At 64.2% G+C, this 24,220-nt stretch carries 20 protein-coding genes; 13 read left to right on the top strand and 7 right to left on the bottom strand.

Features of this window, described 5'->3' with window-relative positions:
- Window positions 1-12: 12 nt before the first annotated feature.
- From ACZK45_RS05120 to ACZK45_RS05100, 5 genes are all read right to left on the bottom strand, one after another.
- Complete coding sequence (locus ACZK45_RS05120; protein ID WP_346485943.1) at window positions 13-315, bottom strand: hypothetical protein; 303 nt, start codon at window positions 313-315, stop codon at window positions 13-15.
- A 58-nt stretch (window positions 316-373) separates the two neighbouring features.
- Window positions 374-766 carry a hypothetical protein gene (locus ACZK45_RS05115; RefSeq protein WP_346485942.1) on the bottom strand — a complete coding sequence of 131 codons (393 nt, stop codon included), beginning with the start codon at window positions 764-766 and terminating at the stop codon, window positions 374-376.
- A 253-nt stretch (window positions 767-1,019) separates the two neighbouring features.
- The gene (locus tag ACZK45_RS05110; protein ID WP_346485940.1) at window positions 1,020-1,553 is read right to left on the bottom strand and encodes a hypothetical protein; all 534 of its coding nucleotides are present in this window, start codon (window positions 1,551-1,553) and stop codon (window positions 1,020-1,022) included.
- 1,030 nt (window positions 1,554-2,583) lie between these two features.
- On the bottom strand, window positions 2,584-3,537 hold the full coding sequence (locus ACZK45_RS05105; protein WP_478445542.1) for an RHS repeat domain-containing protein: 954 nt from the start codon (window positions 3,535-3,537) through the stop codon (window positions 2,584-2,586).
- A 3-nt stretch (window positions 3,538-3,540) separates the two neighbouring features.
- Window positions 3,541-8,859, bottom strand: coding sequence for a wall-associated protein (locus ACZK45_RS05100; RefSeq protein WP_478445541.1), 5,319 nt, complete (start codon window positions 8,857-8,859; stop codon window positions 3,541-3,543).
- A 241-nt stretch (window positions 8,860-9,100) separates the two neighbouring features.
- Between ACZK45_RS05100 and ACZK45_RS05095 the strand changes: the two genes are divergently transcribed.
- From ACZK45_RS05095 to ACZK45_RS05035, 13 genes are all read left to right on the top strand, one after another.
- A complete protein-coding gene (locus tag ACZK45_RS05095; RefSeq protein ID WP_032129242.1) occupies window positions 9,101-9,640 on the top strand; it encodes a GNAT family N-acetyltransferase in 540 nt (179 codons plus the stop codon).
- A complete protein-coding gene (locus ACZK45_RS05090) occupies window positions 9,637-9,969 on the top strand; it encodes a non-heme iron oxygenase ferredoxin subunit (RefSeq protein ID WP_032129243.1) in 333 nt (110 codons plus the stop codon). The genes ACZK45_RS05095 and ACZK45_RS05090 overlap by 4 nt, the downstream gene beginning before the upstream one ends.
- A 202-nt stretch (window positions 9,970-10,171) precedes the next feature.
- Window positions 10,172-10,576, top strand: a complete 405-nt coding sequence (locus ACZK45_RS05085; protein WP_478445540.1) for a hypothetical protein — start codon at window positions 10,172-10,174, stop codon at window positions 10,574-10,576.
- 154 nt (window positions 10,577-10,730) lie between these two features.
- Entirely contained in the window at window positions 10,731-13,031 is a 2,301-nt protein-coding gene (locus tag ACZK45_RS05080) for a TonB-dependent receptor (RefSeq protein ID WP_478445539.1), read from the top strand.
- A gap of 68 nt (window positions 13,032-13,099) precedes the next feature.
- Window positions 13,100-13,819, top strand: a complete 720-nt coding sequence (locus ACZK45_RS05075) for a tetratricopeptide repeat protein (RefSeq protein ID WP_478445538.1) — start codon at window positions 13,100-13,102, stop codon at window positions 13,817-13,819.
- Window positions 13,820-13,829: 10 nt separating this feature from the next.
- Window positions 13,830-14,507 carry a Fe2+-dependent dioxygenase gene (locus ACZK45_RS05070; protein ID WP_061479225.1) on the top strand — a complete coding sequence of 226 codons (678 nt, stop codon included), beginning with the start codon at window positions 13,830-13,832 and terminating at the stop codon, window positions 14,505-14,507.
- A 164-nt stretch (window positions 14,508-14,671) separates the two neighbouring features.
- Window positions 14,672-15,073, top strand: coding sequence for a hypothetical protein (locus ACZK45_RS05065; RefSeq protein ID WP_049398800.1), 402 nt, complete (start codon window positions 14,672-14,674; stop codon window positions 15,071-15,073).
- 146 nt (window positions 15,074-15,219) lie between these two features.
- On the top strand, window positions 15,220-17,646 hold the full coding sequence (locus ACZK45_RS05060) for a TonB-dependent receptor domain-containing protein (protein WP_478445537.1): 2,427 nt from the start codon (window positions 15,220-15,222) through the stop codon (window positions 17,644-17,646).
- Window positions 17,647-17,822: 176 nt separating this feature from the next.
- Window positions 17,823-18,461 carry a PepSY-associated TM helix domain-containing protein gene (locus ACZK45_RS05055; RefSeq protein ID WP_478445536.1) on the top strand — a complete coding sequence of 213 codons (639 nt, stop codon included), beginning with the start codon at window positions 17,823-17,825 and terminating at the stop codon, window positions 18,459-18,461.
- Window positions 18,462-18,487: 26 nt separating this feature from the next.
- Window positions 18,488-19,006 (top strand): DUF2271 domain-containing protein, encoded by a 519-nt coding sequence (locus ACZK45_RS05050; protein ID WP_004147429.1) that lies wholly within the window; start codon window positions 18,488-18,490, stop codon window positions 19,004-19,006.
- A gap of 76 nt (window positions 19,007-19,082) precedes the next feature.
- Window positions 19,083-19,886 (top strand): DUF4198 domain-containing protein, encoded by an 804-nt coding sequence (locus tag ACZK45_RS05045; RefSeq protein WP_032969161.1) that lies wholly within the window; start codon window positions 19,083-19,085, stop codon window positions 19,884-19,886.
- A gap of 52 nt (window positions 19,887-19,938) precedes the next feature.
- The gene (locus ACZK45_RS05040) at window positions 19,939-20,910 is read left to right on the top strand and encodes an FAD:protein FMN transferase (protein WP_478445535.1); all 972 of its coding nucleotides are present in this window, start codon (window positions 19,939-19,941) and stop codon (window positions 20,908-20,910) included.
- A complete protein-coding gene (locus tag ACZK45_RS05035; RefSeq protein WP_478445534.1) occupies window positions 20,907-22,511 on the top strand; it encodes a sulfite reductase subunit alpha in 1,605 nt (534 codons plus the stop codon). The genes ACZK45_RS05040 and ACZK45_RS05035 overlap by 4 nt, the downstream gene beginning before the upstream one ends.
- Window positions 22,512-22,851: 340 nt before the next feature.
- Here ACZK45_RS05035 and ACZK45_RS05030 read toward each other — a convergent pair whose 3' ends face one another.
- Both ACZK45_RS05030 and ACZK45_RS05025 read right to left on the bottom strand, forming a co-directional pair.
- Window positions 22,852-23,460 carry a HutD/Ves family protein gene (locus ACZK45_RS05030; RefSeq protein ID WP_478445533.1) on the bottom strand — a complete coding sequence of 203 codons (609 nt, stop codon included), beginning with the start codon at window positions 23,458-23,460 and terminating at the stop codon, window positions 22,852-22,854.
- Window positions 23,461-23,494: 34 nt separating this feature from the next.
- Entirely contained in the window at window positions 23,495-24,220 is a 726-nt protein-coding gene (locus tag ACZK45_RS05025; protein ID WP_004147404.1) for a murein L,D-transpeptidase catalytic domain family protein, read from the bottom strand.

Below are 24,220 nucleotides of genomic sequence, written 5' to 3'. Positions count from 1 at the left end.
AGGCGCCGCCCCCTACATGCCGACAAGCATGGATACCCCGGAGGCAATCAAGAAGACGTACATCATCACGACGCCCCTCAACACCCACCGTTCCCCCTGATGGAGCGTCTGCCCTTTGGAAGTAAGGGCAAGCACTGCAATACCGCGCAAGCACCTAAGCCACCAATCAACCTTGATGATTCCGACTGCAGCGAGTACTTCCGGCCGTTCACGCTCGATTTTAAGCAACATCCTGTGAGCCGCAAATGCGTTTATCCACATGGCGCCTAGAATAATGGAAGCCAAAATGGGGAAGCTTTCAACAAGGCTTTTCATCGCTCTTCACCCTGGCGCCCCGCTATAAAAACTCGTCAAACACGCTCCGCAGATCAAATCAATCCGCAATTTCTGCAATACGGCAAACCCCTCCACCCACATCCACCCCAATCTTGACGTAGAGATTATTCGTAAAATACACATCCCCATGGCAAACCACGCGGACACTGCTCTCGTAGTAAGTTACAAGAAGTGAGGAATCAGTAGCGACCTCAGGCTTCACAACCCTACTTTCACCGACAGGAATTGATTCTACGCCTACCACATCACCACCAACCTCCAAGCTGACGCCATAAATCACGTCCCTTCCAACATTCTTTACAACAATCACCGGATCCGACAACCAATCACAACCCTGCAACCCCAGCGAAAGAACCACAGCAGCCAGGCATGATTGGATTCGACCACTCCACGCGGTTGAATACTCAGCATCCAGCTTGCATTTCGCCATCTCTTGCAGCCTCCGAACATGGAAACGGATTCCTGTGCGACTGCCGGAGCCACACAAGCCACGAGCACCCCCAACCGCGAGTACCACCCGAATCAACAGCGAACAGAGCCATTCATGGCTTAGTCCCAATTCAATACGCCGCGGGTGACGGGAAAGCCTGCGGAGCATGCCGAACAACCACCGGCGTTGCAGGCCCTTTGAAGCTACTCCATCACATAGCACCTGCACGCCCAATCTTCTACGCAGCAATCAGCTATGGAGTCGATGCGTTCAAGGGCGCAAGAAGCCCCTTGACGTACCCACCGAGGCCAACAACGTCCTCAGCTGTACCAATCAGGTCCCGTCGCATCATCTTCTCGACATGCTCTACACCACCAAGTCGCGCGACAACATCCGCAAGGAAAGTGACATCTCCCGCAAACAACGTCACGTCCTGATCCAGCTTTACAACCCAGCGACTATTACGCGAGAACAAAAAATGATCACGCATGAAGTTCCCATCTGCCAGCCAGTAGGAGCGCAGGCCATCCAGACCTCGCTCAATTTCCACGGGGCTCCCCCCGTCGGAGCACTCGGAACATGGAACCGCGCACATCGCGATATCTGCAAAGTGCTCCGAAAGTACTTTCAGCCACGCCACCCAAACATCATTCGGAGCAAAATCCTCATACAGGTTGCGATCAAACGCCATCCCCGCCCAGTCTTCCCGGAGAAGAGGGAGATCCGGAGGGGTAGCATCCGAGAGGGATGCCGCAATGAAGTCTGGCAAGCAACATTTATTGTTCATGGCTTCTCTGACTGCACTCAAGCCCACTCATCAATACTCTGCCTAACGGCCAACACCTGTGCTTCGGCATAGCGGGGATCGCGAATACGGATATCGGCGTCATCAAGATAGTGCCATATCACGTGAGGAACCCCGATTTCATACGAAATTTACCGAAGCACGTCCTTGATAAATTCCGCCCTCTGGCACCAGCCAGACGCCTGTTCCACGGAAGCAGGCTCGGATTCCAACAGTCTCCGCAGACAGGCTAAAACGAGATTCTTTTCATCGATAGCGCTCAATGCGAAACCTCATATTCATCAACCAAGAGGAAATTCCCACAAAGCCTATCGACGTGATCGATCAGTTCGCAATGGAAGCCGTGGCGTTGTCCTTCCCGTGGTTGCCCATGCTGCCCCACTGCACGTCGACCTTAAACATCATCTGCAGAGGTATGTAGTGACCTGTCGGCACCCGCCTCGGACACCAGCAGAAGAATCCCTGTTATCACGAACCGCTTCATGGGAGCCGCGATTGATACTTGAAACTCACTTCAGATCTTCGAGATCAACGGACACGTCTCCGAAAGTCGCTCTTGGAATCGGACCTGGGACCCTCAACGACTGAACGTCAAGCGGGGCATGCATTTCGCCGAGAAGAAGATCATCCGTCGACCCGTCCGTCTTCCTAAGCCTGAACTCTCCAGTCACTGATACCCACGAATAGGCATACCGATTAAACACGTCACGCTGGAGATCTATTGGGCCCTTGATGCGAACTTGGGTCTCATCAGTCACTCCAGCTTCGAACAGCTCCTTGCTGGAGTTCAATACAAAGAGCCCCCGACTAACTCCGAGATAGCCCTCCACGCGTATCGATTTCCCATCGAATAGACGGGGGGTCGAAGCCAGCGCCCGGAAGCTGACTCGGCAAACTGGTTTCTGACCGATCCCACAATCCTTTGCGAGCGGCATCTGCCGTCTTTCCTGATCACCGCAACCGACCACGAAAATCGCCAAGAAGAAGGCCACGAAAAGCTGATAATTTATTCTCATTTCACAACCTCCGACACACCATCCTTGTTCAGCCTATAGACACCCGACGGGTCCGAAACGTAATTGATCGAATTTGTTTTCTTGTACGTTTCCACATCCCAATAAGAGAATGGCGAGTAGGCACGCTTGTATCCGTCCAATGCTGGATGCGTGTGGATATTGATCCCCCCTACGAGAGGCCTACCGGCAGTCCCACCCAGCCAGTCCACGTCACGAACCTGACTGGATATCCCAATATCGGAAAGGTGAAAGGCACCGCTATTCTTCATCACGATTTCCGCACTCACTTCCCATCCAAATCTAACAGAGTACTTCTGATAAACCTTTGAAAAAATCTTGGCAGCGTTGTCTGAATTCGCGTTCGGAATTGACTCCATCTTTTCCTTCGTAGCATCAACAACACCCTTCATAGCATCATACCGAGCCTGTGCATTTTCCTTTGTAAAGCCAGACGGGAGAGCCCCTCCGATTGCCGCCACTCTTACCCCGGCCGCAATGCCATTGTTTTTTATTTTGCTCCCAGTAATAGCCTGCCGAGCATCCTTGGGCTGCCTTCCATCCGGATCAAGGAACCGATACGGGTTCCCCAGCGCATACGCGTAGCGCCCAAAAGCAGCCACTGATGAAGCTATTGGATCGGCGGATAGAAATGCCCCAGTCTCCACATCATAGTACCGCTGCTGCATGTAACTCAGCCCCGTGCCCGAGTCCGTCACATGCCCCGTATACCCCGGCCCATCCTTCAACGGCCGATTCACCACCGCCCCATACGGCTCATACACCGTACGCTCGATGACGTTTCCGCTGGCATCGGTGATCGCCACCGGTGAACCCAGTGCATCAGTGTGGATGTACTCGACGACTTCCTGTGCGACCGCCGGAGCCACACAGGCCGCCAGCACCACCACCGCGAGTACCGCCCGAATCAACAGCGAACAGAGTCCATTCATGGCTTAGTCCCAGTTCAATACGCCACGGGTGACGGGGAAGTCTGCGGACCATGCCGAACAACCACCGGCGTTGCAGGCCCTGACAATGTAGAGACTGGCGCAGTAGGTCCCGCCGCTCGACTGCACATAGGTCTTGGGGCCGGTGTACAGGCGCCGTCCAGCTCCGGAAGGCTCCAGCTGATACTCCGTTGCCCCCGGAACCGCGCGCCAGCCGACGCTGCACTGCACCTGATAGGGCGCCTTGCGCGTGCTGAGCCACTCCGCCACGTAGATCTGAGTGGCCGCGGGAGGAAGCACGACGGAGACACTGGCGATGCCCGAATAGGGACTGCACCCCGCGAAATTGCACGCCCTCACGCGATAGGCATAGCTGCCATTACCACGGCTGGCACCAAAGCTGTTCCCGCCGCCGTTATGCACCACCGTCCAGCCACCACCGTTGGCACTCTCCTCCAGCACGAAGCTCTCGCTGTTGGTCGGCACCGACCAGCTCAGGCTGTACTGCGGCACGTTCACCAGGCCCGGCGCGCTGATCACCGGCTCGATCGTCGGCGGCCCGATCACCGCTACCGTCGACGTGGCCGACCACGGCCCGCAGCCTGCGCCATTGCAGGCGGCAACCCGATAGCCATAGTTGCCCGCACCGCGCGCAGCGGTGGCATAGGAACCTGCGTTGCCGTCGAACAGCGTGACCCATCCGCCACCATTGCTGCTCTCCTGCAAGGTGTAACGCGTGGCACCAGCCACCCCGTTCCAGCCAATACCAATACTGCCCGGCGCAGCGCGTGCCGGCGCAGAGAGTCCGGGCGCAGTGGCAGGCGGATATACGACCGTCACCGCAGCCGTGGCGCTGTATCCCGTGCACCCCACCGGGTTACATGCGCGAACCCGGTAGTTGTAGCTTCCCGCTGCCTTGCCACTGAAGGCCTTGGACTGACCGATGGCGTTATGCACCTGGACCCAGGCGCCACCATTGGCGCTTTCCTCCAGCTCATAGCGCTCGGCACCGGAAGCCGCAGACCAAGCCACGTTGTAGCTGCCGTTGAAGGCCGTGGCAGGCAGGTTCAAGGTCGGCACGGTGGATGGCGCCAATGCCACGGCCACTGACGCGACATTGCTCCATCCGCCGCACACCGCCCGGCAGCCGCGCACCCGGAATTGATAGGTCCCCGTGACCAGGCCGGTGCTGGTGAACGATTGCGCCGCGCCATCGAAGACCGTGCTCCAGGTGCCCGCAAGGGCACGCTGCAACTCATAGCGGTTGGCACCGCCGGCCGGGCTCCAGGTCAGGTTCACGCTGCCCTGGGTGATGTAGCCCGGCGCACTCAGCGCGGGAACGCTGGGTGCCGCTTCGCCATGCACCTGGGAAACCAAACTGCCTGACAGGTAGAGATAGTCGGTCTGCTTGCCGGTACGTTCGTTGCGCTGGAATCGCAGCACGCCGCCGTTGTCGTAGAACGAGTAGATTGCCCCCTTGCCACTGGCACCAGCCTTCACCCGGCGACCGTGGGCGTCGTACTCGTAGCTCTCTGCTGTTCCGGCCGCGCGCAGCCGGTTGCCGTAGTCAAACGCGAAAGCCTGACCATTGCGCACCGAAAGATTGCCCTGCACGTCATAGCCAAGACCGGTCACGGTCGCCCCGGTTCCGGTTTCGATCACGTTGACCAGCCGATTGGTCGGATCGAAGTAGTGCGTACGATCGCGACTGCCGACCTTGGCACGGCGCAGGTTGTCCAGCGCGTCGTACTCATACAACGCGTTGCCGAAGCCCGGCGCAGTGACCGTCCGCAACCGGTCCAGGCCGTCATAGGTCATGTCCCGGTTGCCGGGCGCCCCGGGCAGGCCATCGGAAATGGCCATCACGTTGCCGCCGGCATCGTAGTCGTAGCTGTCATCCAGCACTGCGGCCGCTGCGGTGGCATCGCGGCTGCGGTCGGGCAGCCCTCGGGCATTCTGGGTCAACGTGTGCACGATCCCGTTGCCATAGACGAAGCGGGCCAACGCGCCGCTGGCGAAGTAACTGGCCTCCTTTGCATAGCCGCCGACCGTCGTCGCCCGACCCAGTGCATCCGGCGCATAGCTGACCACACGCCCACCCGGATAGGTATTGCTGGCCAGCGTGCCGTTGGCATCGTAGCCATATACCAGGCTCAGGCTTCCCAGATCCGGATGCTGCAGGGTTTCGCCGCTGAGCAGGCGGCGGCGGTTGTACTGGTAGCGGTTGACGACCATCGGCCGGGCCGGATCGTTCTGCGTGCTGATCTCGGCCGGCAGACCATCAGGCGCGTAGGACCAGTTCTGATTTCCGCGCCCATCCGGGAAGATCAGGGACGACAAGCGGTTGGCGGCGTCGTAACTACGCTTCACCGCACGTCCGCTGGCCAGGGCTTCACTTCGGTTGCAGTCGGTGGTGCTGGTCAAACCCGTGCCGGCCGCCGACCACAGCACGTTGCCTGCCGCGTCGTAGTCCTGCACGGTCGCACCGGTTTCCGGCTCGATGGTCTTGCACAGCTGCTGGTAGCCGTCATAGACGTAGCGGCGGGTGAGCGACTGGCTGCCGTCTGCATTGCGGCGGGTGATCGCCAGCGGCTTGCCCAGCGTGTCGCGCTGGATCTCGGTCACCACGCCTTCCGGGTGCTGCAGCGTCAGCGGCATCTCGTAGCTGGGCTGGTCGTAGGCAAGATGACGGGTCGTCGTGGCCTGGCCGCGGGGGTTGGTCACCTTCACCGACAGGTTGCCCACGTACTCGGTGCGGGTAACCAGTGCCCCAAGCTCGGACGATTGACTGACCACGGTGGGGCGGCCCAACGCGTCGTACTGCGTCGTGGTGCCGGTCAGGGCGGCATTGATATCGGAGAGCTGCCGCGTGGGATACGAGGCAAACACGGTCTTGCCGCTGGTGTCGTAGCGGGTCACCACGGCGCTGTCCAGCACGTTGTTGGCGTTCTCGGTCACCAGCACCGGGCGGAACATCGCATCCAGGTAGGTATCCGTACGCCGCCCGCCCTGCGTGCGCGAGTGCTTCCATGCGCCGGCGGGCACCCCCAGCTGCGCGCCACCCAGTCGCTGCAGGTCCATGGTTACGCCATTCCAGTTCACGCTGTCGCCGCCAGGGAACTGCTGGCTGCGCAGCCTGCCCATGCTGTCGTAGCTGAAGCTGGTGGTTGCGCCGGTTTCGTCGGTCAGCGAGGTGATCCAACCGTTGTCGTCGACGGCAACCGTGCGCACCGCACCATTGGGCGCTTCGGGCGTGGCCGGCATGCGGAGCTGCTGCGGAACACCACGCTTCCATCCCGATAGATGGCTGGTATTTCCACGGCCATCGGCCACCGAGGCAACCGTGCCGTCGGCTGCATAGGTCACCTGCTGCGCCAGGCGGCCAAATGCGTAGGCGCGCAGCGGCAGTGCTTTGGCCGTATCGAATTCGGTGCGGGACTGTTCGATGCCATTGAGCACACTGCGCGCTGTCTGGCCGTTCACCCATAGCGCAGGATTGTCGTAGTAGCTGGTGCTGGTGGTGCGACTCTGGCCTGCGGAATTCGCTTCAACGACGGTGACTTCGCGCGCAAATGCATCAAAGGCCTGCACGGTGCGGGTGAACTGCACGCCATCCTGTTCCACCACAGTGGATTGGACGGGGCGGTTGTAATGGGCCTTGAGATCGCTCGCACCGTACTTGAAGTCCTTGCCGGCCTCTTTCGGGAAGGGCGCCGCATCCAGCTGGGCATCTGGATAGTAGTTATTGCGGTCAACGCGCACGACCGAGCCGCCCGATCGCGTTGTCGTGGACAGCAACAGGCCGTCGTTGTAGGCAACTTCCTTGCCGAACTCGTAGACGCGAACGACACCATCGGGCAACGTCTCGGTGGTGATCTTCGGCTCTGCCTGGCCTACGGGGATTACTGGACCGCCCAGGTCCTGGGCGAAAGCACCATTGAGATTGGTGTATTGATAGGTCCACTGTGCAGTGGGCATGCCCGGACCGCTGATGGTCTTGGTCACCAGCGACATTGCGTCACGGTAGACCGGCGTGTAGTTCCAGCCATCGGCAAACAGGTGATTGTCGCCAGAGGTCTGGCAATCCAGCTTCACATTCTTGCGCCCATGGCGGAACGGCCGGAACAGGAACGTCCCCAGCGCACCCGACGGATGCTGGATGCTCAGGGTGATCTCGCTGGGCACGATCTTGTTGACGCGCGAACATGTGGCCGGGTAGTCCATGTACTCCCAGATGCTCTGCCCGTTATAGTCGGCGTACTTGTGGGTGACTGACAGCGGCGGCAGGTTGTAGACCCATTGGGTTCCGTCCGGCAGCGTCACTGTCCGCAGGATATCGGCCTCCGTGTATCCGTAAGTCCAGGTACGCCCAGCAGCGGTTGCGGATGCGATCAGTCCTTTCGCGTTGTAGCCCAGGCTGATCTCGCGGCCATCGTTGGCAACCATGCGCAACAGCCGGTCGCCACTCCACTCGTAGCGCACCCAGTTGCCGAAGCGATCCACAACCTGCGATGGGTACAGGAACACACGCTTTCGATTCAGCAGTGCATTGCTTTCTGGCCCGTAGGGTTGCAGCGTTGCACCGTTGTGGTGCTTGGCGACCATCCAGTCGAAGTAGTACTTGGTACCGTCCGGCGCATGACCAAGGAAGCCTTGTCCCGGCTGTCCGCTCTTCAGGGCGGTCAGGCAACTGAACGTCCAGCCGCCCTTGGTATTCCAAGGCGCCGGTTCGCCAAACTGTGGCTGCGGCTGGCGCGCATCTCCGCTGCCTCCCAGCACCGGCTCACTGCCACCACCCGGTAGAGAGAGTCGCACGCCATCCCAGAATGTAGTGGGACTGAAATTGACGGTCTGGGTTTTGCGACGGTTCCAGACCTCTAATGACGGAGGCGCCGCCACCGTACTGCAGCGCGCGGCAGGCGCCCAATAGCCGACAGACGCGGTCTCCGGCAGATCACCATAGACGCCGGACATGGACGGGATATCCAGGCCCCAATTCGAGAATGAGTTCTCTCCGCCGCCATCGTCATCGCTGTAGCTGCGGCCCAAGGTCATCGTCAGACTGCCATTGCCTGGAATCGAAATATCCGTGGCCTTGAAGCTGATCGAGCCGTCATAGAGGTTGACCTGCTCGCCGAAGATCTCGCCCTTCAGCGGTTCGACAAGGTCCCCGTACTTCAGCCGCTTGTCGTACTCCTGGCGCCAGGTGGGAACGATCTGGGCTGAAACGCCGACCGGTGCCAGCACACACAGGGCAATGACACCGAGAAACAGACCCTTGGCAGCCGTTGCGGCGCGCGGATGAGAAATGAGGCCAGACTGCATGAAGATCCTCCCTGGATCGACGTCCCTGTGTGCCCCACCTGCGCCGAACGGCAGTTGGCCTTCGACCAGGCGGCACCCACTCCGGCAGACAGCCACGCGTTGCTTCACGGTGGGCGGGTGCTGACCATGGATATGAACGAATAATGAAGACGACGTCAACCCTGCGTATTGGCCACACTCGGCAAAGTCGACCCAAGCGGCAGCCTCCCGCGCCCTTCCCCGCTCCACCTAGAATGTCCCCATGAGCACCCTGACCTTCCGCGCCGCCACGCCGGCCGACATCCCCGCCCTCATTGCCCTCGTCACCTCGGCCTACCGGGGTGATGCCAGCCGCGTCGGCTGGACCACCGAAGCCGACCTGCTGGACGGCGCCCGCATCGATGCCGAAGGCATCCAGGCCGACCTGGACCGCCCGCGCTCCACCATCCTGCTGGCCGAACGCGACGGCCAACTGGTAGCCTGCGCCCACGTCGCCGATGTCGACGGCAAGGGCTACTTCGGCATGTTCTCGGTCGACCCGGCCCAGCAGGGTGGCGGCGTCGGCAAGCAGCTGATGGACGCCGCCGAAGCGCACGCCGCACGCGAATGGAAGGTGCCGGTGATGCAGATGACGGTGATCGACGTGCGCGACGAGCTGATCGCCTTCTACGAGCGCCGCGGCTATCTGCGCACCGGCATCAAGAAGCCGTTCCCGTACGGCGACGAGCGTTTCGGCATTCCCAAGCGCGACGACCTGCGCTTCGAGATCCTGGAAAAGCCGCTGGCCGGAGCCGCCGCGTGAGCGATACCTGGACCTTCGTCTGTGCCGGCACCGAGCTGCTGCCGGGTGAAATGAAGAGCGTGTTCGACGAGGTAACCGGCACGCCGATCGTGGTGTTCAACCTCGACGGTGAGTTGTACGCGCTGGAAGACCAGTGCACGCATGAAGAGTTCGAGCTGTCCTCGGGCGAGTTCAACACCATCGAGGGCAGCGTGGAGTGCGTGCTGCACGGCGCGCGCTTCGACGTGCGTGACGGCCGCGCCCTGTGTGCCCCGGCCTACAGCCCTGTGCCCAAGTTTCCGGTGAAGCGCGAGCACGACGCTGTCTGGACCCGCGACGACCGGGATTGAGGCGGCGCTCGGCCCAGAGAGCCCCGCAGAGGGCGCCCCGCGGGAGAGCATCCACCCATGGGGTGGATCTACCGGAAGGCCATGAGGGCGCCCCCAGGCCGCTCCGGGGCGGCCCCAGCGGCCCGTCACGCCCCGCACATGCGAATCATTATCGTTGATGTTATTCTACGTAACATCTTCGTAACGACTCCGCCCCCGCGCCATGGCTTCGCCCGCGCCCACCGCCACGCTGTGCCAGCTTGCCCGTCAAGGGTGGCCGCTGCTCGTGGCCGCGCTGCTGACGCTGCTGCTGGGCTGGTCGGCACTGCACGAAGGACGCGGCAACAACCCGGCTACCCACGGCTGGCAGGCACACGCTGAAGATCTGCAGCAGGTCATGCCGGTGCCGGCCCCGCCGGCGGACGAGTGCCCGCACCATGCCGCGCCAGCACCCGAGCCGCCGCTGGATGGCGAGGGCGCCACGCCTTGTACCGGACTGGCTCCCCCGCGCGCCGCCCTGGTCGCGCATGTTCCGCTGTGGCGTTCCGACGCCCTGCACTGGCAGCTGCGCGATCCCGCACTGCGGTTGAACCCCGGCCACGCTCCGCCCGCACCGCACGCCAGCTGAGGCGCCCTGCGGCCGTTGCCGTGCGCCTGATTGCGTTTCCTGCCAGCCGAGCATGGCTCGGCTCTACAGAACCCACCTCCCGCCTGTCGCCGCACGTCCATCTGCGCCGGCTCGCGCTCGCCCTTTCCCGATCCAAGCCACCGCCACCCAGACCATGACCCACATCACGTCCCGCAAGCACGCCCCGCGCGTTTCCCTGCTCGCCAGCGCCACCCTGGCCGCGGGCTTTGCTCCGCTGGCTGCGCAGGCTGCCGACGGCGCCGACGCCGGTTCCCGCAACGCCACCGAGCTGGACAAGGTGCAGGTGCGCGGCAGCTGGTTCAACCCGTCCTCGCCGAAGTTCACCGCCGAGCTGCTGGACACCCCGAAGTCGGTGTCGATCGTGTCGGAGAAGCTGATCGCCGAAACCGGTGCGACCAACCTGCAGGATGCGCTGCGCATGGTGCCGGGCATCACCTTCGGTGCCGGCGAAGGCGGCAATCCGACCGGTGACCGCCCCTTCATCCGTGGCTTCGATTCGCAGAGCAACGTGTTCGTCGACGGACTGCGCGACGTCGGCTCGCAGACCCGCGAGATCTTCGACCTGGAGCAGGTGGAAGTGGTCAAAGGCCCGAGCTCGGCCTACGGCGGCCGTGACTCCGGTGGTGGCAGCCTGAACCTGGTGAGCAAGACGCCGAAGCTGAAGAACGAGACCAGCGCCAGCATGGGCATCGGCACCGACAGCTACGCGCGCGGCACCGTGGACGCCAACTACGTGCTGGGGGATGGCATCGCCGCCCGCCTGAACCTGATGAAGCACGAGTCGGACATCGCCGGCCGCGACGCTGCCAATGTCAGCCGCTGGGGCATCGCACCGTCGATCGCGTTCGGCCTGAACGGTCCGGCACAGCTGATCGCCAGCCACTACCACATGCAGAGCGATGACCTGCCGGACGCGGGTGGCTTCCCCTACAACAATCCGTTCTCCAGCGGCCCGAACGTGGCCAAGAACGGCGATGGCCGCCCGATGGTACCGGACCGCAACAACTACTACGGCCTGGTCGATCGTGACTTCCAGCGCACCCGTGCCGATATCAGCACTCTGGACGCCAGCTACGACTTCGGCGGCCACAAGCTGCGCAACATCGCGCGCCTGGGCAACACCAGCAACGACTACCTGTGGACCCAGCCGGACGACAGCAAGGGCAACCCGAACAATTACGGCACCTTGTGGCGCCGCACCAACAGCCGCGCCGTCGACGTCAAGAGCTTCGCGGACCAGCTGGGCCTGACCGGCGCGTTCCAGACCGGCGCACTGAAGCACAGCTACAGCGCCGGCGTGGAATACAGCGACGAGAAGATGACCCGTGGCAGCTACCAGATGACGCCGGGTACCGCCAACCCGCTCGAACCCCTCGCGGCCAACAGCTCGGTGTGCCGGGTGTCCGGCGCTGCCACCAACTACAACTGCACCGACTTCAATAATCCGAATCCGAACGATCCGTGGGCGGCCGGTCAGATCGTCTATCGCAGCAACAAGGCGCTGGACGTTGAACAGCGCACCAAGACCAAGTCCGCCTACCTGTTCGACACCATCGAGCTCAATGCACAGTGGAGCTTCAACGTCGGCCTGCGCTATGACGACTACTCCACCACCCTGCTCACTCCGGGCAGCGCCACTCCCCGTGTGCGCAATGACAACGACTTCCTGAACTACCAGGCCGGCGTGGTGTTCAAGCCGGCCGCCAACGGCAGCATCTACCTGTCCTGGGGCACCTCCTCGACCCCGCCGGGCATGGACGGTGGCGACGGTTCGGACGGCCTGAATGCCGGCGTCGCCGACCTCAAGCCGCAGGACACCAGGAACCTCGAACTGGGCACCAAGTGGGACCTGCTCGACAACCGCCTGAACCTGACCGCGGCGATCTTCCACACCGTGATGAACAACGCACGTGTGACCATCGACAACGGCACCAGCCAGAACGCCGGCAAGAAGGAAATCAACGGCTTCGAGCTGGGCTTCAATGGCCAGTTGACCGATGCCTGGAGCCTGTACGGCGGCTACACCTACCTGGATTCGGAACTGAAGGACAACGGCTTTGTCTGCGCCGTATCGGGCCGCACCTGCCCGAGCGGCATCTACGTGCCGTCGCCGAACAACGGCAACGTGTTCCCCAACACCGCCAAGCACAGCGCCAACCTGTGGACCACCTACCGCTTCCCGATCGGCCTGACCATCGGCGCCGGTGCGTTCTACTCGGACAAGCAGTACGGTGACGTCGCCAACACCAAGTGGATTGCCAGCTACACCCGCTTCGACGCGATGGCCAGCTACGCGATCCAGGACAACATCAGCCTGCAGCTCAACGTGCAGAACCTGACCGACAAGACCTACTTCACCAAGGCCTATGCCTCGCACTACGCGAGCATCGCCCCGGGTCGCTCGGCCACCCTGGCACTGAACGTGAAGTTCTGATGTAACTCCGCTCCACCACGGCGGCAGGCTCTCCTGCCGCCGTTTTTGTTTCCGGCGATACTCACCTCATGGCAACCCGTACCCCCATCGACAGCGACGCCCTGGCCGAGCTCCTGCAGCACGATCCGCAGGCCGCGTTCGCACGCGTGCGCGACGCCGCGCAGGCTGGACAGGTCGATGCACAACTGCTGCTCGCGCAGATGCACATGGAAGGCAAAGGCACCGCGCAGGACGCCTCGGCCGCGCTGCTCTGGTACGAAACCGCCGCCAACAACGGCGCGCCGATGGCGATGAACATGCTCGGCCGCTGCCATGAGCTGGGCCAGGGCACCGTCGCCGACCCGACGCTGGCCGCGGTCTGGTACCGGCGCGCGGCCGACACCGGGCTGGACTGGGGCCTGTACAACCTGGCCAACCTGCTGGCCACCGGCCGCGGTGTACCGCAGGACCGCGCGCAGGCGCTGGCCCTGTACACCCGCGCCGCGCACCTGGGCCACGCCAAATCGATGAACCTGCTGGCCCGCCACCTCGAAGACGGGCTGGACACCACGCCCGATCCGCAGGCGGCGCTCGCCTGGTACAAGCGCGCGGCCGAGGCCGGTGATTTCCGCGGCCAGGCCAACTACGCCTCGATCCTGCTTCAGGCCGGCCAGGTCGAACAGGCCGTGCATTGGCTGCGGCTCGCACTGGCGCACGGCAGCCCTTCGTTCATGGCGCACATCGTGCCGGAGCTGGCCGCGTCGCCGCATCCACAGGTGCGCGCCCTGGTCGCACCGCCGTCCCTCTGAGGAGTCCCGCATGCTGCTGCACATCCCCGACATTCTCAGCGCAGACCAGGTGGCCGACTTTCGCCGCCGACTGGATGCCGCCGACTGGACCGATGGCCGCGAGACCGTCGGCCACCTGGGCGCACAGGCCAAGCACAACCAGCAGCTGCCCGAGGCCTCGCCGCTGCGCCGCGAACTGGGCGAGATCATCCTTGTCGCGCTGGCCCGGCACCCGCTGTTCTTCAGCGCGGCGCTGCCACTGAAATACCTGCCGCCGCGCTTCAACCGCTACAGCGGGGGCGGCACCTATGGCTTCCACGTCGATGGTGCGGTGATGAACCTGGCCAACGGCGAGCAACTGCGCTCGGACATCTCCTGCACCCTGTTCCTGTCCGCGCCCGAGGAGTACGAGGGCGGCGAGCTGATCATCAGCGATACCTACGGCGAGCACGAGGTAAAGCTGCCGGCCGGCGACCTGATCGTGTATCCGTCCAGCAGCCTGCACCAGGTGCGGCCGGTCACCCGCGGTGCGCGCGTGGCCTCGTTCTTCTGGGTACAGAGCATGATCCGCGACGATGTGCAGCGCCGCCTGCTGTGGGAAATGGATGGCTCGATCGAGCGCCTGCGGCAGACCGGCGGTGACGCCGAGGCGATCCTGCAGCTGACCGGCGTGTACCACAACCTGCTGCGACGCTGGAGCGAAGTCTGAGCCCCATCCGGCCGACCCGCGACAATTTGGCAATCATTCTCATTTGCAACAGCTAACAGCTCTCATTACAATCACGCCCCGTTGATGCCGGCCGCTGCTGGCAGACCCTTGGGGACCCCTGCTTGCTGCGCCCGCTTCGCCCTCGCCCACTCATCCATCGAAAGATGGGCACCGCCATGCGCGGCCAGCGTCCTGCGCTGGCCAGCCTGCTGGCGTGGGTGGCGATGCTGGCTTTGCTGCTGGGCACCCTGCCGCTGCTGCCACACGGCCAGGCCGGAATGGCCGTGCAGATGCCGCTGGAAGAGCGCGGTGGCGAAGCGTCCCCGCAGGAAGAAGCACCGGCCAAACTGCGCCGCTGTGCTGCCGCCCCAGTGAAATCGGCCGAGAAGGCACGCCCGCCGTTGCTGCTGGCCAGCCAATGGCTGCGCACCGAGCTTGAACTCGTACCCACCACGCCGGCCATGCCCGGCGTGCGCCCGGACTGGCCGCTGGCCGCTCCGGACACGCCCTGGGCCGATGCGCCCGGGCGCCGCCAGCAACGCGGCCAGGCGCCGCCGCTCGCCTGATTCACGGCCCCGCGTGACCGCCTGCGCGGTCGTGCCCGCGCGCCGCTGCCTGCTTCATCCCTGCCGCCCCTGACCGGGCCTCCCCGTGCATGCCGCGCCGTTCGCGCCTGGCATCGCACCACCCTGCATCCTTCGAGGTTACTGCCATGGCCCAGCGCCATCGTGTCCGTTCGTCCCTGTCCCGTACCCTGCTGACCAGCGCCGTGCTGGCAGCCATGACCGCCCCTGCCTTCGCCCACGGTGACGCTTCCGGCGCGCCACAGACGCTGGACAAGGTGGTGGTCACCGCCTCCGGCTTCGAGCAGAAAATTACTGACGCGCCGGCCAGCATTTCAGTCATCACCCAGGAAGAGCTGACCAAGCGCCCATACATGACCCTGTTGGATGCAGTCCGCGATCTGGAAGGCGTGGACGTTGGCGAGACCCGCGACAAGACGGGCCAAGGCACCATTTCCATGCGCGGCATGGGCTCGGACTACACGCTGATCCTGATCAATGGCCGCCGCCAGAACAATCACGGCGACATCTACCCGAACAACTTCGGCGGCAACCAGTTCAACCACATCCCACCGCTGGACGCGATCGAGCGCATCGAAGTCATCCGCGGCCCGGCTTCCACACTGTACGGCGCCGACGCCATGGGTGGCGTCATCAACATCATTACCAAGCGATCGCTGGACCGCTGGAGTGGCTCGGCCACCCTTGCAGGCACCTTCGAGACCGATGACGATTTCGGTGACGACCGCACTGCAGACCTGTATGTGACCGGCCCAATCGTTCCCGGTGTACTGAACCTCAGCGCACGCGCCAGTTGGTATGACCGCGATGCTTCCAATCCCGTCTACTCGCCGGCGATCGACCCCAACGGCACCCCCCATGCGCGCACGCTGGGCTTTGGCGGCGGTGGTAAAACAGTCGACAACACGAATAAAGCAGGTGGTCTGAGCCTTGAATGGAACATCAACGAAGATCAACGCCTGACGCTTGACTACGACACTTCGCGCCAGGAATACGACAACTCGATCAAGATCAATGATGCCGGTGTCGAGGAGTACCCGGTTGGTACGGTAGACAACATCAACAGCATCTGGCGCACGGCCAATTTCTGCCGCAACGGCGGCGGTGCCAATGCCAACGCGTGCCGGACCAGTGGTGGTACGTGGGCACGCCGGGCCGACCCGCGCGTGGGCTATGGACCGACCCAGGAATTCACCCGCGATGCATGGGCGTTGACCCACGAGGGCAAGTGGGGCTTTGGTAACAGCCTGGTGTCCCTCTCGCACGTATCAACCAACAACGATGGCCGGACGATGCCATTCACTGTCGCGGAACGCGAGTTGCTGCTGCAGATGATCGACGGCACCGGTGCCTATAGCGGCCGCTCAACGGCTGAACGCCGCGCGCTGGCTGAATCGACCTTCCTGCCACGGCCTCGACGCACGCTCGAAAGCGCCCAGTACACCTTCGATGCAAAGTTGGACATTCCCTTCCAGGCCGCAGGCCAGCATGTCGCTGTTGTCGGTGCGCAGGTCATCCGTGGTGAACTGACCGACGGCGTGTTCGGCACCGAGCGCGGAATGCCCGGCCAGAAGCAGGAGCACAACATGTACTCGCTGTTCGCTGAGGACACCTGGACCGTCATCGCGCCGCTGGGAATCACCTATGGCCTGCGCTACGACGACCACGAGGTATTCGGCGACCACTTGAGCCCGCGCCTGTACGGTGTGTACACCGTCAATGAACAGTGGACGGTGAAGGGTGGTGTCAGCACGGGCTTCAAGACACCCAAGACCACTCAGCTGTACGACGGCGTCACCGGCTTCGGCGCGCAAGGCACGCTACCGATGTTCGGCAATCCGAACCTGAAGCCCGAAACCAGCACCAGCACCGAACTGGCGGTCTACTGGCAGCATCCAGACGGGCACAACTTCAATGCCACGGTGTTCCACAACCGCTTCGACGACAAGATCGCCTCACAACCCTGCGGCGGCCGCTTCGCTCTGGCCTGCACCTCAACGGGCGACTACGCCGAGCTGGGCTACGCCAACAGCAGCAAAACGGTGAACATCGATGAAGTGATCATTCAGGGCGCCGAAGTAGCTGGTCGATGGAACATCGGCGAGCGTTTCGGCCTGCGTGCGAACTACACCTACACGGACAGTGAGCAGAAGAGCGGCGCGGAGAAGGGCCTCCCGCTGGGCAACAGCGCGCGGCACATGGCCAATGCGACCTTCGACTGGCAGGTCAGCGAGCGCTTCAATATGTTTCTGACTGCAGAGGCGCGCTCCAAGCGCTTCCGTGGGCTCAACGCCACTACGCGCGAGAAGCTCTACTACAAGGACTACACCACTCTGCATCTGGGTGCTTCGTTCGAAGCGACGCAGTGGCTGACGGTCAATGCACGTATCAACAACCTGCTGGACCGCGATTTCACCACCTACCAAGCCAGCTTCACCGACCTGGACGGCAGTGGGGTATATGGCGATTCGAGCAATGAAGTGCTGTTCGAAGACGACTACAACAACAAGGACAAGGCCCGCAGCGTCTGGGTGAGCCTGAACTTCAAGTTCTGATCGTTAGCGCTCCATCCACGCATGGCGTGGATCTACTGATCCGCGGGATTGCCGGCCAGTCGGTAGTGCCGGCCGCTGGCCGGCAATTCCCCTCCAGGGATACAAAACGACACGCAATTGCGAGCTATTCTCATCAATGATGTAATGGGGAGTCCCCGTCCGCCTCGAACCGTGCCGTGAGCCGTCCTGCCTCTTCCACCGTGCAGCAGCAACAGAACCGTGGCTTCTGGCTGCGGACGCTGCACCAGTGGCACTGGATCAGCTCGGCGGCCTGCCTGATCGGCATGCTGCTGTTTGCGGTGACCGGCCTGACCCTCAACCATGCCGCGAAGATCGAGGCCAAGCCCGAGGTGCAGAACCAGCATCTGGAACTGCCGGCCGCGCTGCTGGGCCAGCTGGGCACGCGCGAGGACGGCAACGCGCCGATCCCGCGCCCGGCCCGGCAATGGCTGGACACGCAGCTGGGCATCGCCATCGGCGGGCGCCCGGCCGAGTGGTCGGCTGAAGAGATCTACCTGTCACTGCCACGCCCGGGTGGCGACGCCTGGCTGAGCATCGATCGCGCGACCGGCGCGGTGGAGTACGAATCAACCTCGCGCGGCGCGGTGTCCTACCTCAACGACCTGCACAAGGGCCGCAACGCGGGCCCAGCGTGGGGCTGGTTCCTGGACCTGTTCGCCGTGGCCTGCCTGGTGTTCTGCATCACCGGCCTGTTCCTGCTTCACCTGCATGCACGGCAGCGGCGCATGACCTGGCCGCTGGTCGGCCTCGGCCTGATGATCCCGCTGCTGATCGCCCTGCTGCTGATTCACTGACTTTCCTTCGTTTCCGGAGCCGCCCCATGCGCGTCACCCTGACCATCGCCCTCAGTGGCCTGCTGGCCACCTCGCCGGCCTATGCCACCACCCTCGACATCAACGTCGAAGTGCCCAAGCTCAACGTGGCCGAGTACCACCGCCCATATGTGGCGGTGTGGCTGGAAGGCGCCGACCAGAAGGTCGCTGCCAACCTGTCGGTCTGGTACCAGCAGACCAGCAACAGCGAAGGCCACGGCACCAAGTGGCTGCCCGACCTGCGCCAGTGGTGGCGCAAGAGCGGCCGCACCCTGCAGGTGCCGGTGGACGGCGTGACCGGCCCGACCCGCCCGGCCGGCAAGCACGCGCTGTCGTTCAACGACAAGCAGCCGGCGCTGAAGCAGCTGGCCCCGGGCAACTACACCCTGGTGGTGGAAGCGGTGCGCGAAGTCGGCGGCCGCGAGCTGCTGAAGATCCCCTTCACCTGGCCGGCCACCGCCGCACAGAACGGCAAGGCGCAGGGCGCCACCGAACTGGGCCAGGTCACCCTCGCCGTCAAACCCTGAAAAGGGGACGGAGGGGATTAAGTCGTAATTCCCCTCCCCTCGCCGCACCACCCTGCATCCACCTGGAGTCTTCCGCATGAAGCGCACGCTCGTCCTCGCCGCCGCTCTGGCCGCTGCCCTTCCCTTCTCCGCCCTGGCCCACAAGGCCTGGCTGCTGCCCTCGCAGACCGTGATCGCCGGCAACGCGCCGTGGATCACCGTCGACGGTGCGGTCTCCAATGACCTGTTCTATTTCAACCACGTTCCGCTGCGCCTGGAATCGGTGGTGATCACCGCCCCCGACGGCAGCACCGTGCAGGCGCAGAACGCCGCCACCGGCAAGTACCGCAGCGTGTTCGACGTTGAGCTGAAGCAGCAGGGCACTTACCGCATCGCGTCGGTCAATGACGGCCTGTTCGCCACCTACGAGCAGAACGGCGAGCGCAAGCGCTGGCGTGGTACCGCCGCCACCTTCGGTGAACTGCCGAAGGACGCGAAGAAGCTGGAAGTGAGCCAGTCGGTCGGCCGCGTGGAAACTTTTGTCACCAACGGTGCACCGAACGACACTGCGCTGAAGCCGACCAACCGCGGCATCGAACTGGTGGCCGTGGGCCATCCGAACGATCTGTTCGCCGGCGAGGAAGCGACCTTCCGCGTGCTGGTCGATGGCAAGCCGACCGCCGGACTGGAATTCGAGATCGTGCGCGGCGGCACCCGCTACCGCAACGCGCAGGACGAGCTGAAGCTGACCAGCGACGCCAAGGGCGAGATCAAGGTGACCTGGCCGGAAGCTGGCATGTACTGGCTGGAAACCGGCACCGAGGACAACAAGACCTCGGTGAAGCAGGCCGCCAAGCGCCGCCTCAGCTACGTCGCAACGCTGGAAGTGCTGCCGCAGTAATGTGGACTGCGATGCCGGGCAGCCCCCGGCATCGCCGCCGCTACGCATCACCATGACCGATTCCCTGCTCGACATCGCCCGCCTCGGCGGCACCACCATGGGCACCACGTGGAGCGTGTCGCTGGTCGCATCGCGCCAGCGCGACCTGCACCCGCTGCACGCTGGCATCCAGGCGCGGCTGGATGAAGTGGTCGCGCAGATGAGCACCTGGGAGCGTGGTTCGGATCTGAGTCGCTACAACCGCGCCGACGCCGGCCAATGGTGCGTGCTGCCGGCCGAAACCCGTCACGTTCTGGTCTGCGCACAGGCCATCGCTTCCGCCAGTGGCGGCGCCTTCGATCCCACCATCGGTCCGCTGGTTGCACTGTGGGGCTTCGGGGCACATGCCGGTGAACGCCGCCAGCCCGACGACGCTACCCTGCAGGCCACGCGTGATCGCTGCGGTTGGCAGCGCCTGCAGTGGCAGGACGATGCGCTGCTGCAGCCGGGTGGACTGGCACTGGATCTCTCTGCGATCGCCAAGGGCTTCGGCGTCGATCACGTGGCCGCCTGGTTGCCTGGACAAGGCATCACTGCCGCGCTGATCGAAGTCGGCGGCGAACTGGCCGGCTACGGCCGCAAACCGGACGGCCAGCCGTGGCGCGTACTGGTGGAATCCGCACCCGAAGAAGACGTGCACACCGATACCCCGCCACGGGTGCTGGCGCTGGACGGCAAGGCGGTGGCCACCTCCGGCGATCGCTGGCACCAGTACCAGGCCGATGGCGAGGCCTACAGTCACAGCCTGGACCCGCGCTCCGGCAGACCGGTGCGGCAGGTTGCCGCGGCAGTAACCGTGGTGGCCGACGACGCCATGCACGCCGATGCCTGGGCCACCGCACTGACCGTACTCGGTCGCGAACAGGGCATGGCACTGGCCGAGCGCGAAGGACTGGCTGCGCGCTACCTGCAGCGTGCGGCAGACGGCCCGCAGGAATTTCTCAGCAGCGCCTTCCAGCGCCTGCTCGACGAGCAGGACGCATGAGCGCACGTCCATCGCGCGCCTGGCTCGGCAACGCACTGGTTCTGCTCCTGCTGGCAGCGATCGGCTGGGCACTGCTTCGCCTGCATCTCGGCGAAGCGTGGTGGCGGGGCGCACCACCGGCGCGGCAGTCGCAGATCGCGGTGCTCGCCACGGTGCTGTATGCGCTGGCCTGCGCGGCCCTGTGGTGGCGTGGGCGCCCGCGCGACGACGCTGCAACCGGAGACACCGCGCCCATCCTGCTGGTCTGGTCCAGCCAGACCGGCTTCGCCCGCGAACTGGCCGAACGCAGCGCCGAGGCCCTGCGCGGTGCCGGCATGCCAGTGCGCGTGCGCGGGCTGCATGAGGTGGATGCAGCACTGCTGGCTTCCAGCCAGCGCGCGTTGTTCATTGCCAGCACCACCGGCGAAGGCGATCCACCCGACCACGCCCTGCCGTTCCTGCGCGGGGTGATGGCCACCCCGCCCCCGCTGCAGCACCTGCACTACGGGGTGCTCGCGCTGGGCGACCGCAGCTATGGCCACTTCTGCGGATTCGGCCACCAGCTGGACACTTGGCTGCGCCAACACGGCGCGCATCCGCTGTTCGACGCCATCGAGGTCGACAACGCCGATCCGGCAGCGCTGCGTCATTGGCAACAGTTGCTGGGACAACTCGGCGGTAACGCCAGCGAACTGCCCGACTGGAGTCCGGCCGAGTACCAGCCGTGGACGCTGCTGCAACGCGAGCATCTGAACCCGGGCAGCCCCGGTGGTCCGGTGTACTGGTTGCGCCTGCAGCCACCGGCCGATGCAAATGCGCAGTGGCAGGCCGGTGACATCGCCGAGATCGGCCCGCAGCACGCATCGCACACCGTGCGTGCATGGCTGGATGCACAACGCTTCGACGCGGACACCGTGCTGGATGACGGGCAGACGTTGCTGGCACGCGTCGCGCGCTCGCACCTGCCCTCATTGGTTCCCCCGGGTGATCTGCCTGCCTTGCTGGCGACCCTGCAACCGCTGCCGCATCGCGAGTATTCCATCGCCTCGGTCATGGCCGACGGTGCGGTTGAGCTGCTGCTGCGCCGCCAGCTGCGCGCTGACGGTACACCCGGCATCGGCAGCGGCTGGCTGTGCGACCACGCTGCCATCGGCGAACCGGTACAGCTGCGTCTGCGCCGCAACGACAATTTCCATGGCGCGCCCGCCGACGTGCCGCTGCTGCTGATCGGCAACGGCACCGGCATCGCCGGCCTGCGCGCGCATCTGCACGAACGCGTACGCAGTGGCGCACGCCGCACCTGGCTGCTGTTCGGTGAGCGCACCGCCGCGCATGACTTCCACTTCGGTGAAGAACTGCAGGCGATGCTGGCCGACGGCACGCTGGTGCGGTTGGATGCAGTGTTCAGCCGCGATGGCGGTGCGCACCGCTATGTGCAGGACCGGCTGCTGGCCGAAGCGGCAACGCTGCGCCAGTGGGTGGATGAAGGCGCCACGATCCTGGTCTGCGGCAGCCTGCAGGGCATGGCCCCGGCGGTGGATGCAGTGATCGAGCAGGTGCTGGGTACCGCGGGCAAGGAAGCGCTGTTGCTGGCCGGTCGTTACCGGCGCGATGTGTATTGAGGCCGCCGCATCCACGCATGGCGTGGATGTACTGCTCCACTTCAGCGGATGCGAATCGCCTTCTGGTGGGTGCGAACCGCTTTCTGGTGGGTGCGAACCTTGGTTCGCACCATGACGCGGTATCGGCGGCCGCATCCACGCATGGCGTGGATCTACTGAACAGATTCGGCTGGCGAACCGCATTCTGGTGGGTGCGAACCTTGGTTCGCACCGTGACGCGGTGTCGGTGGCCCCATCCACGCATGGCGTGGATCTACTGAACGGTGTGTCCAGACATGGTGGCAACCGCACCCCAGTAGATCCACGCCATGCGTGGATAGTGCCAACCGGCGCCCAGGAATCATCCCGCCGCCGCACTGATCCGGATCGCCAGCAATTCGCCACCGCCCTGCACCGCATGACGCTGCCGTTCACCGGCCGCCAACCACGCAGTGTCTCCCGCCTGCAGCGCCGGCAAGCCGCTATCTGCACCGAACTCCGCCTGACCAGCCAGCAGATGCAGCGCCCAGGCCACACCCGGTTCGCAGAAGAAGAACATCGTGCCCACCAGCGGCCGGTGCAGCAGTTCGGCCTGCAGCAGCTCGCGCTTCCACATCAGGTTGAAGTCGTGGGTGGTGCCGTCCACCAATTCGCCGTGCAGCGCTTCCTCGCCGGCAAAGCGCACGTGTCCGTGCGGCGGCAGCACCTCGGCCACACGGCCATCCTCGAAACGCAGGCGCACGCCATTGCCCTGCAGCAGCACCAGTTCGCGCTCCACGCCGGGGAAAGCAGAGAACGCGGCGTCCTGTTCGATCTCGGCCACCGACAGGCGCAGCGCCCAGTCGTCACCCTGCGCCGGCAGTCGCAGGATCTCGCGGGTCCAGCCCAGGCCGTTGCGCCAGCGTTCGCGGCGATAGTCCAGGCGGGAGATCACCTGGCTCGGAGTGTGCAGCAGGGAGTCGATGTTCATCGGCGCATTGCATCATGCCGCGCGCCGTCATGCATCACCGCGTGGCGAGCGTGCCCTGGCCACCGCACTCACCGCCTAGCAGCTGCGAGTGCTTCAGCCAATCCTGGTCGGGGTAGTAGGCGAACACCATCGTGCCGCCACGCAATGCGTCGATCAGTGGCTTGGCCACCGACAGGCGCACTGCCGGACAGCCCAGGCTCCGGCCGAGCCGCCCCTGCAGCTGTGCGGTGGCCGGATTCACGTAGGGTGCGCCGTGGATGACGATCGCGCGTTCGCGCGCGCGGTCGTTGAAGCCCGGCTCCAGGCCGGCCAGGCGCAGCGAATAGCCGTTGCCGCCCATGTAGGTCTCCTGCGCGGTGAACGCGCCAAGACTGGACATGAAGCTGCCATCGCGGTTGGAGAAGTGCTCGGTGCGGTTCTCGCCGCTGTTGCGGCCATGCGCCACCCATTCCTCGAACAGCAGGCGCTGGTGGGCCAGGTCGAACACCCACAGGCGCGGCTCGGTGGACGGCCGCGAATAATCGATCACGCTGAGGCGATCACCATTGATGCCCAGCTCCGGCCGCTGCAGCGCGCAGCGCATGGCGTGCGCCGCCAGCTGCAATACGTGGCGGTCGGCCTTGGGCGCACTGCGCGACAGCAAGGCGGCCAGATCATCGGCACTGGTGGCAAGGGCGGGCGTCTGTGCCAGCGCCGGGGCGCTGGCCGAGGTCGCCAGCAGGCCGAACGCGGCCAGCCGGCACAGGCGGGATGCAGTCAT

Source organism: Stenotrophomonas sp. 63632_Sma (assembly GCF_056482875.1).
This window is presented reverse-complemented; position numbering and strand designations above follow the sequence as displayed.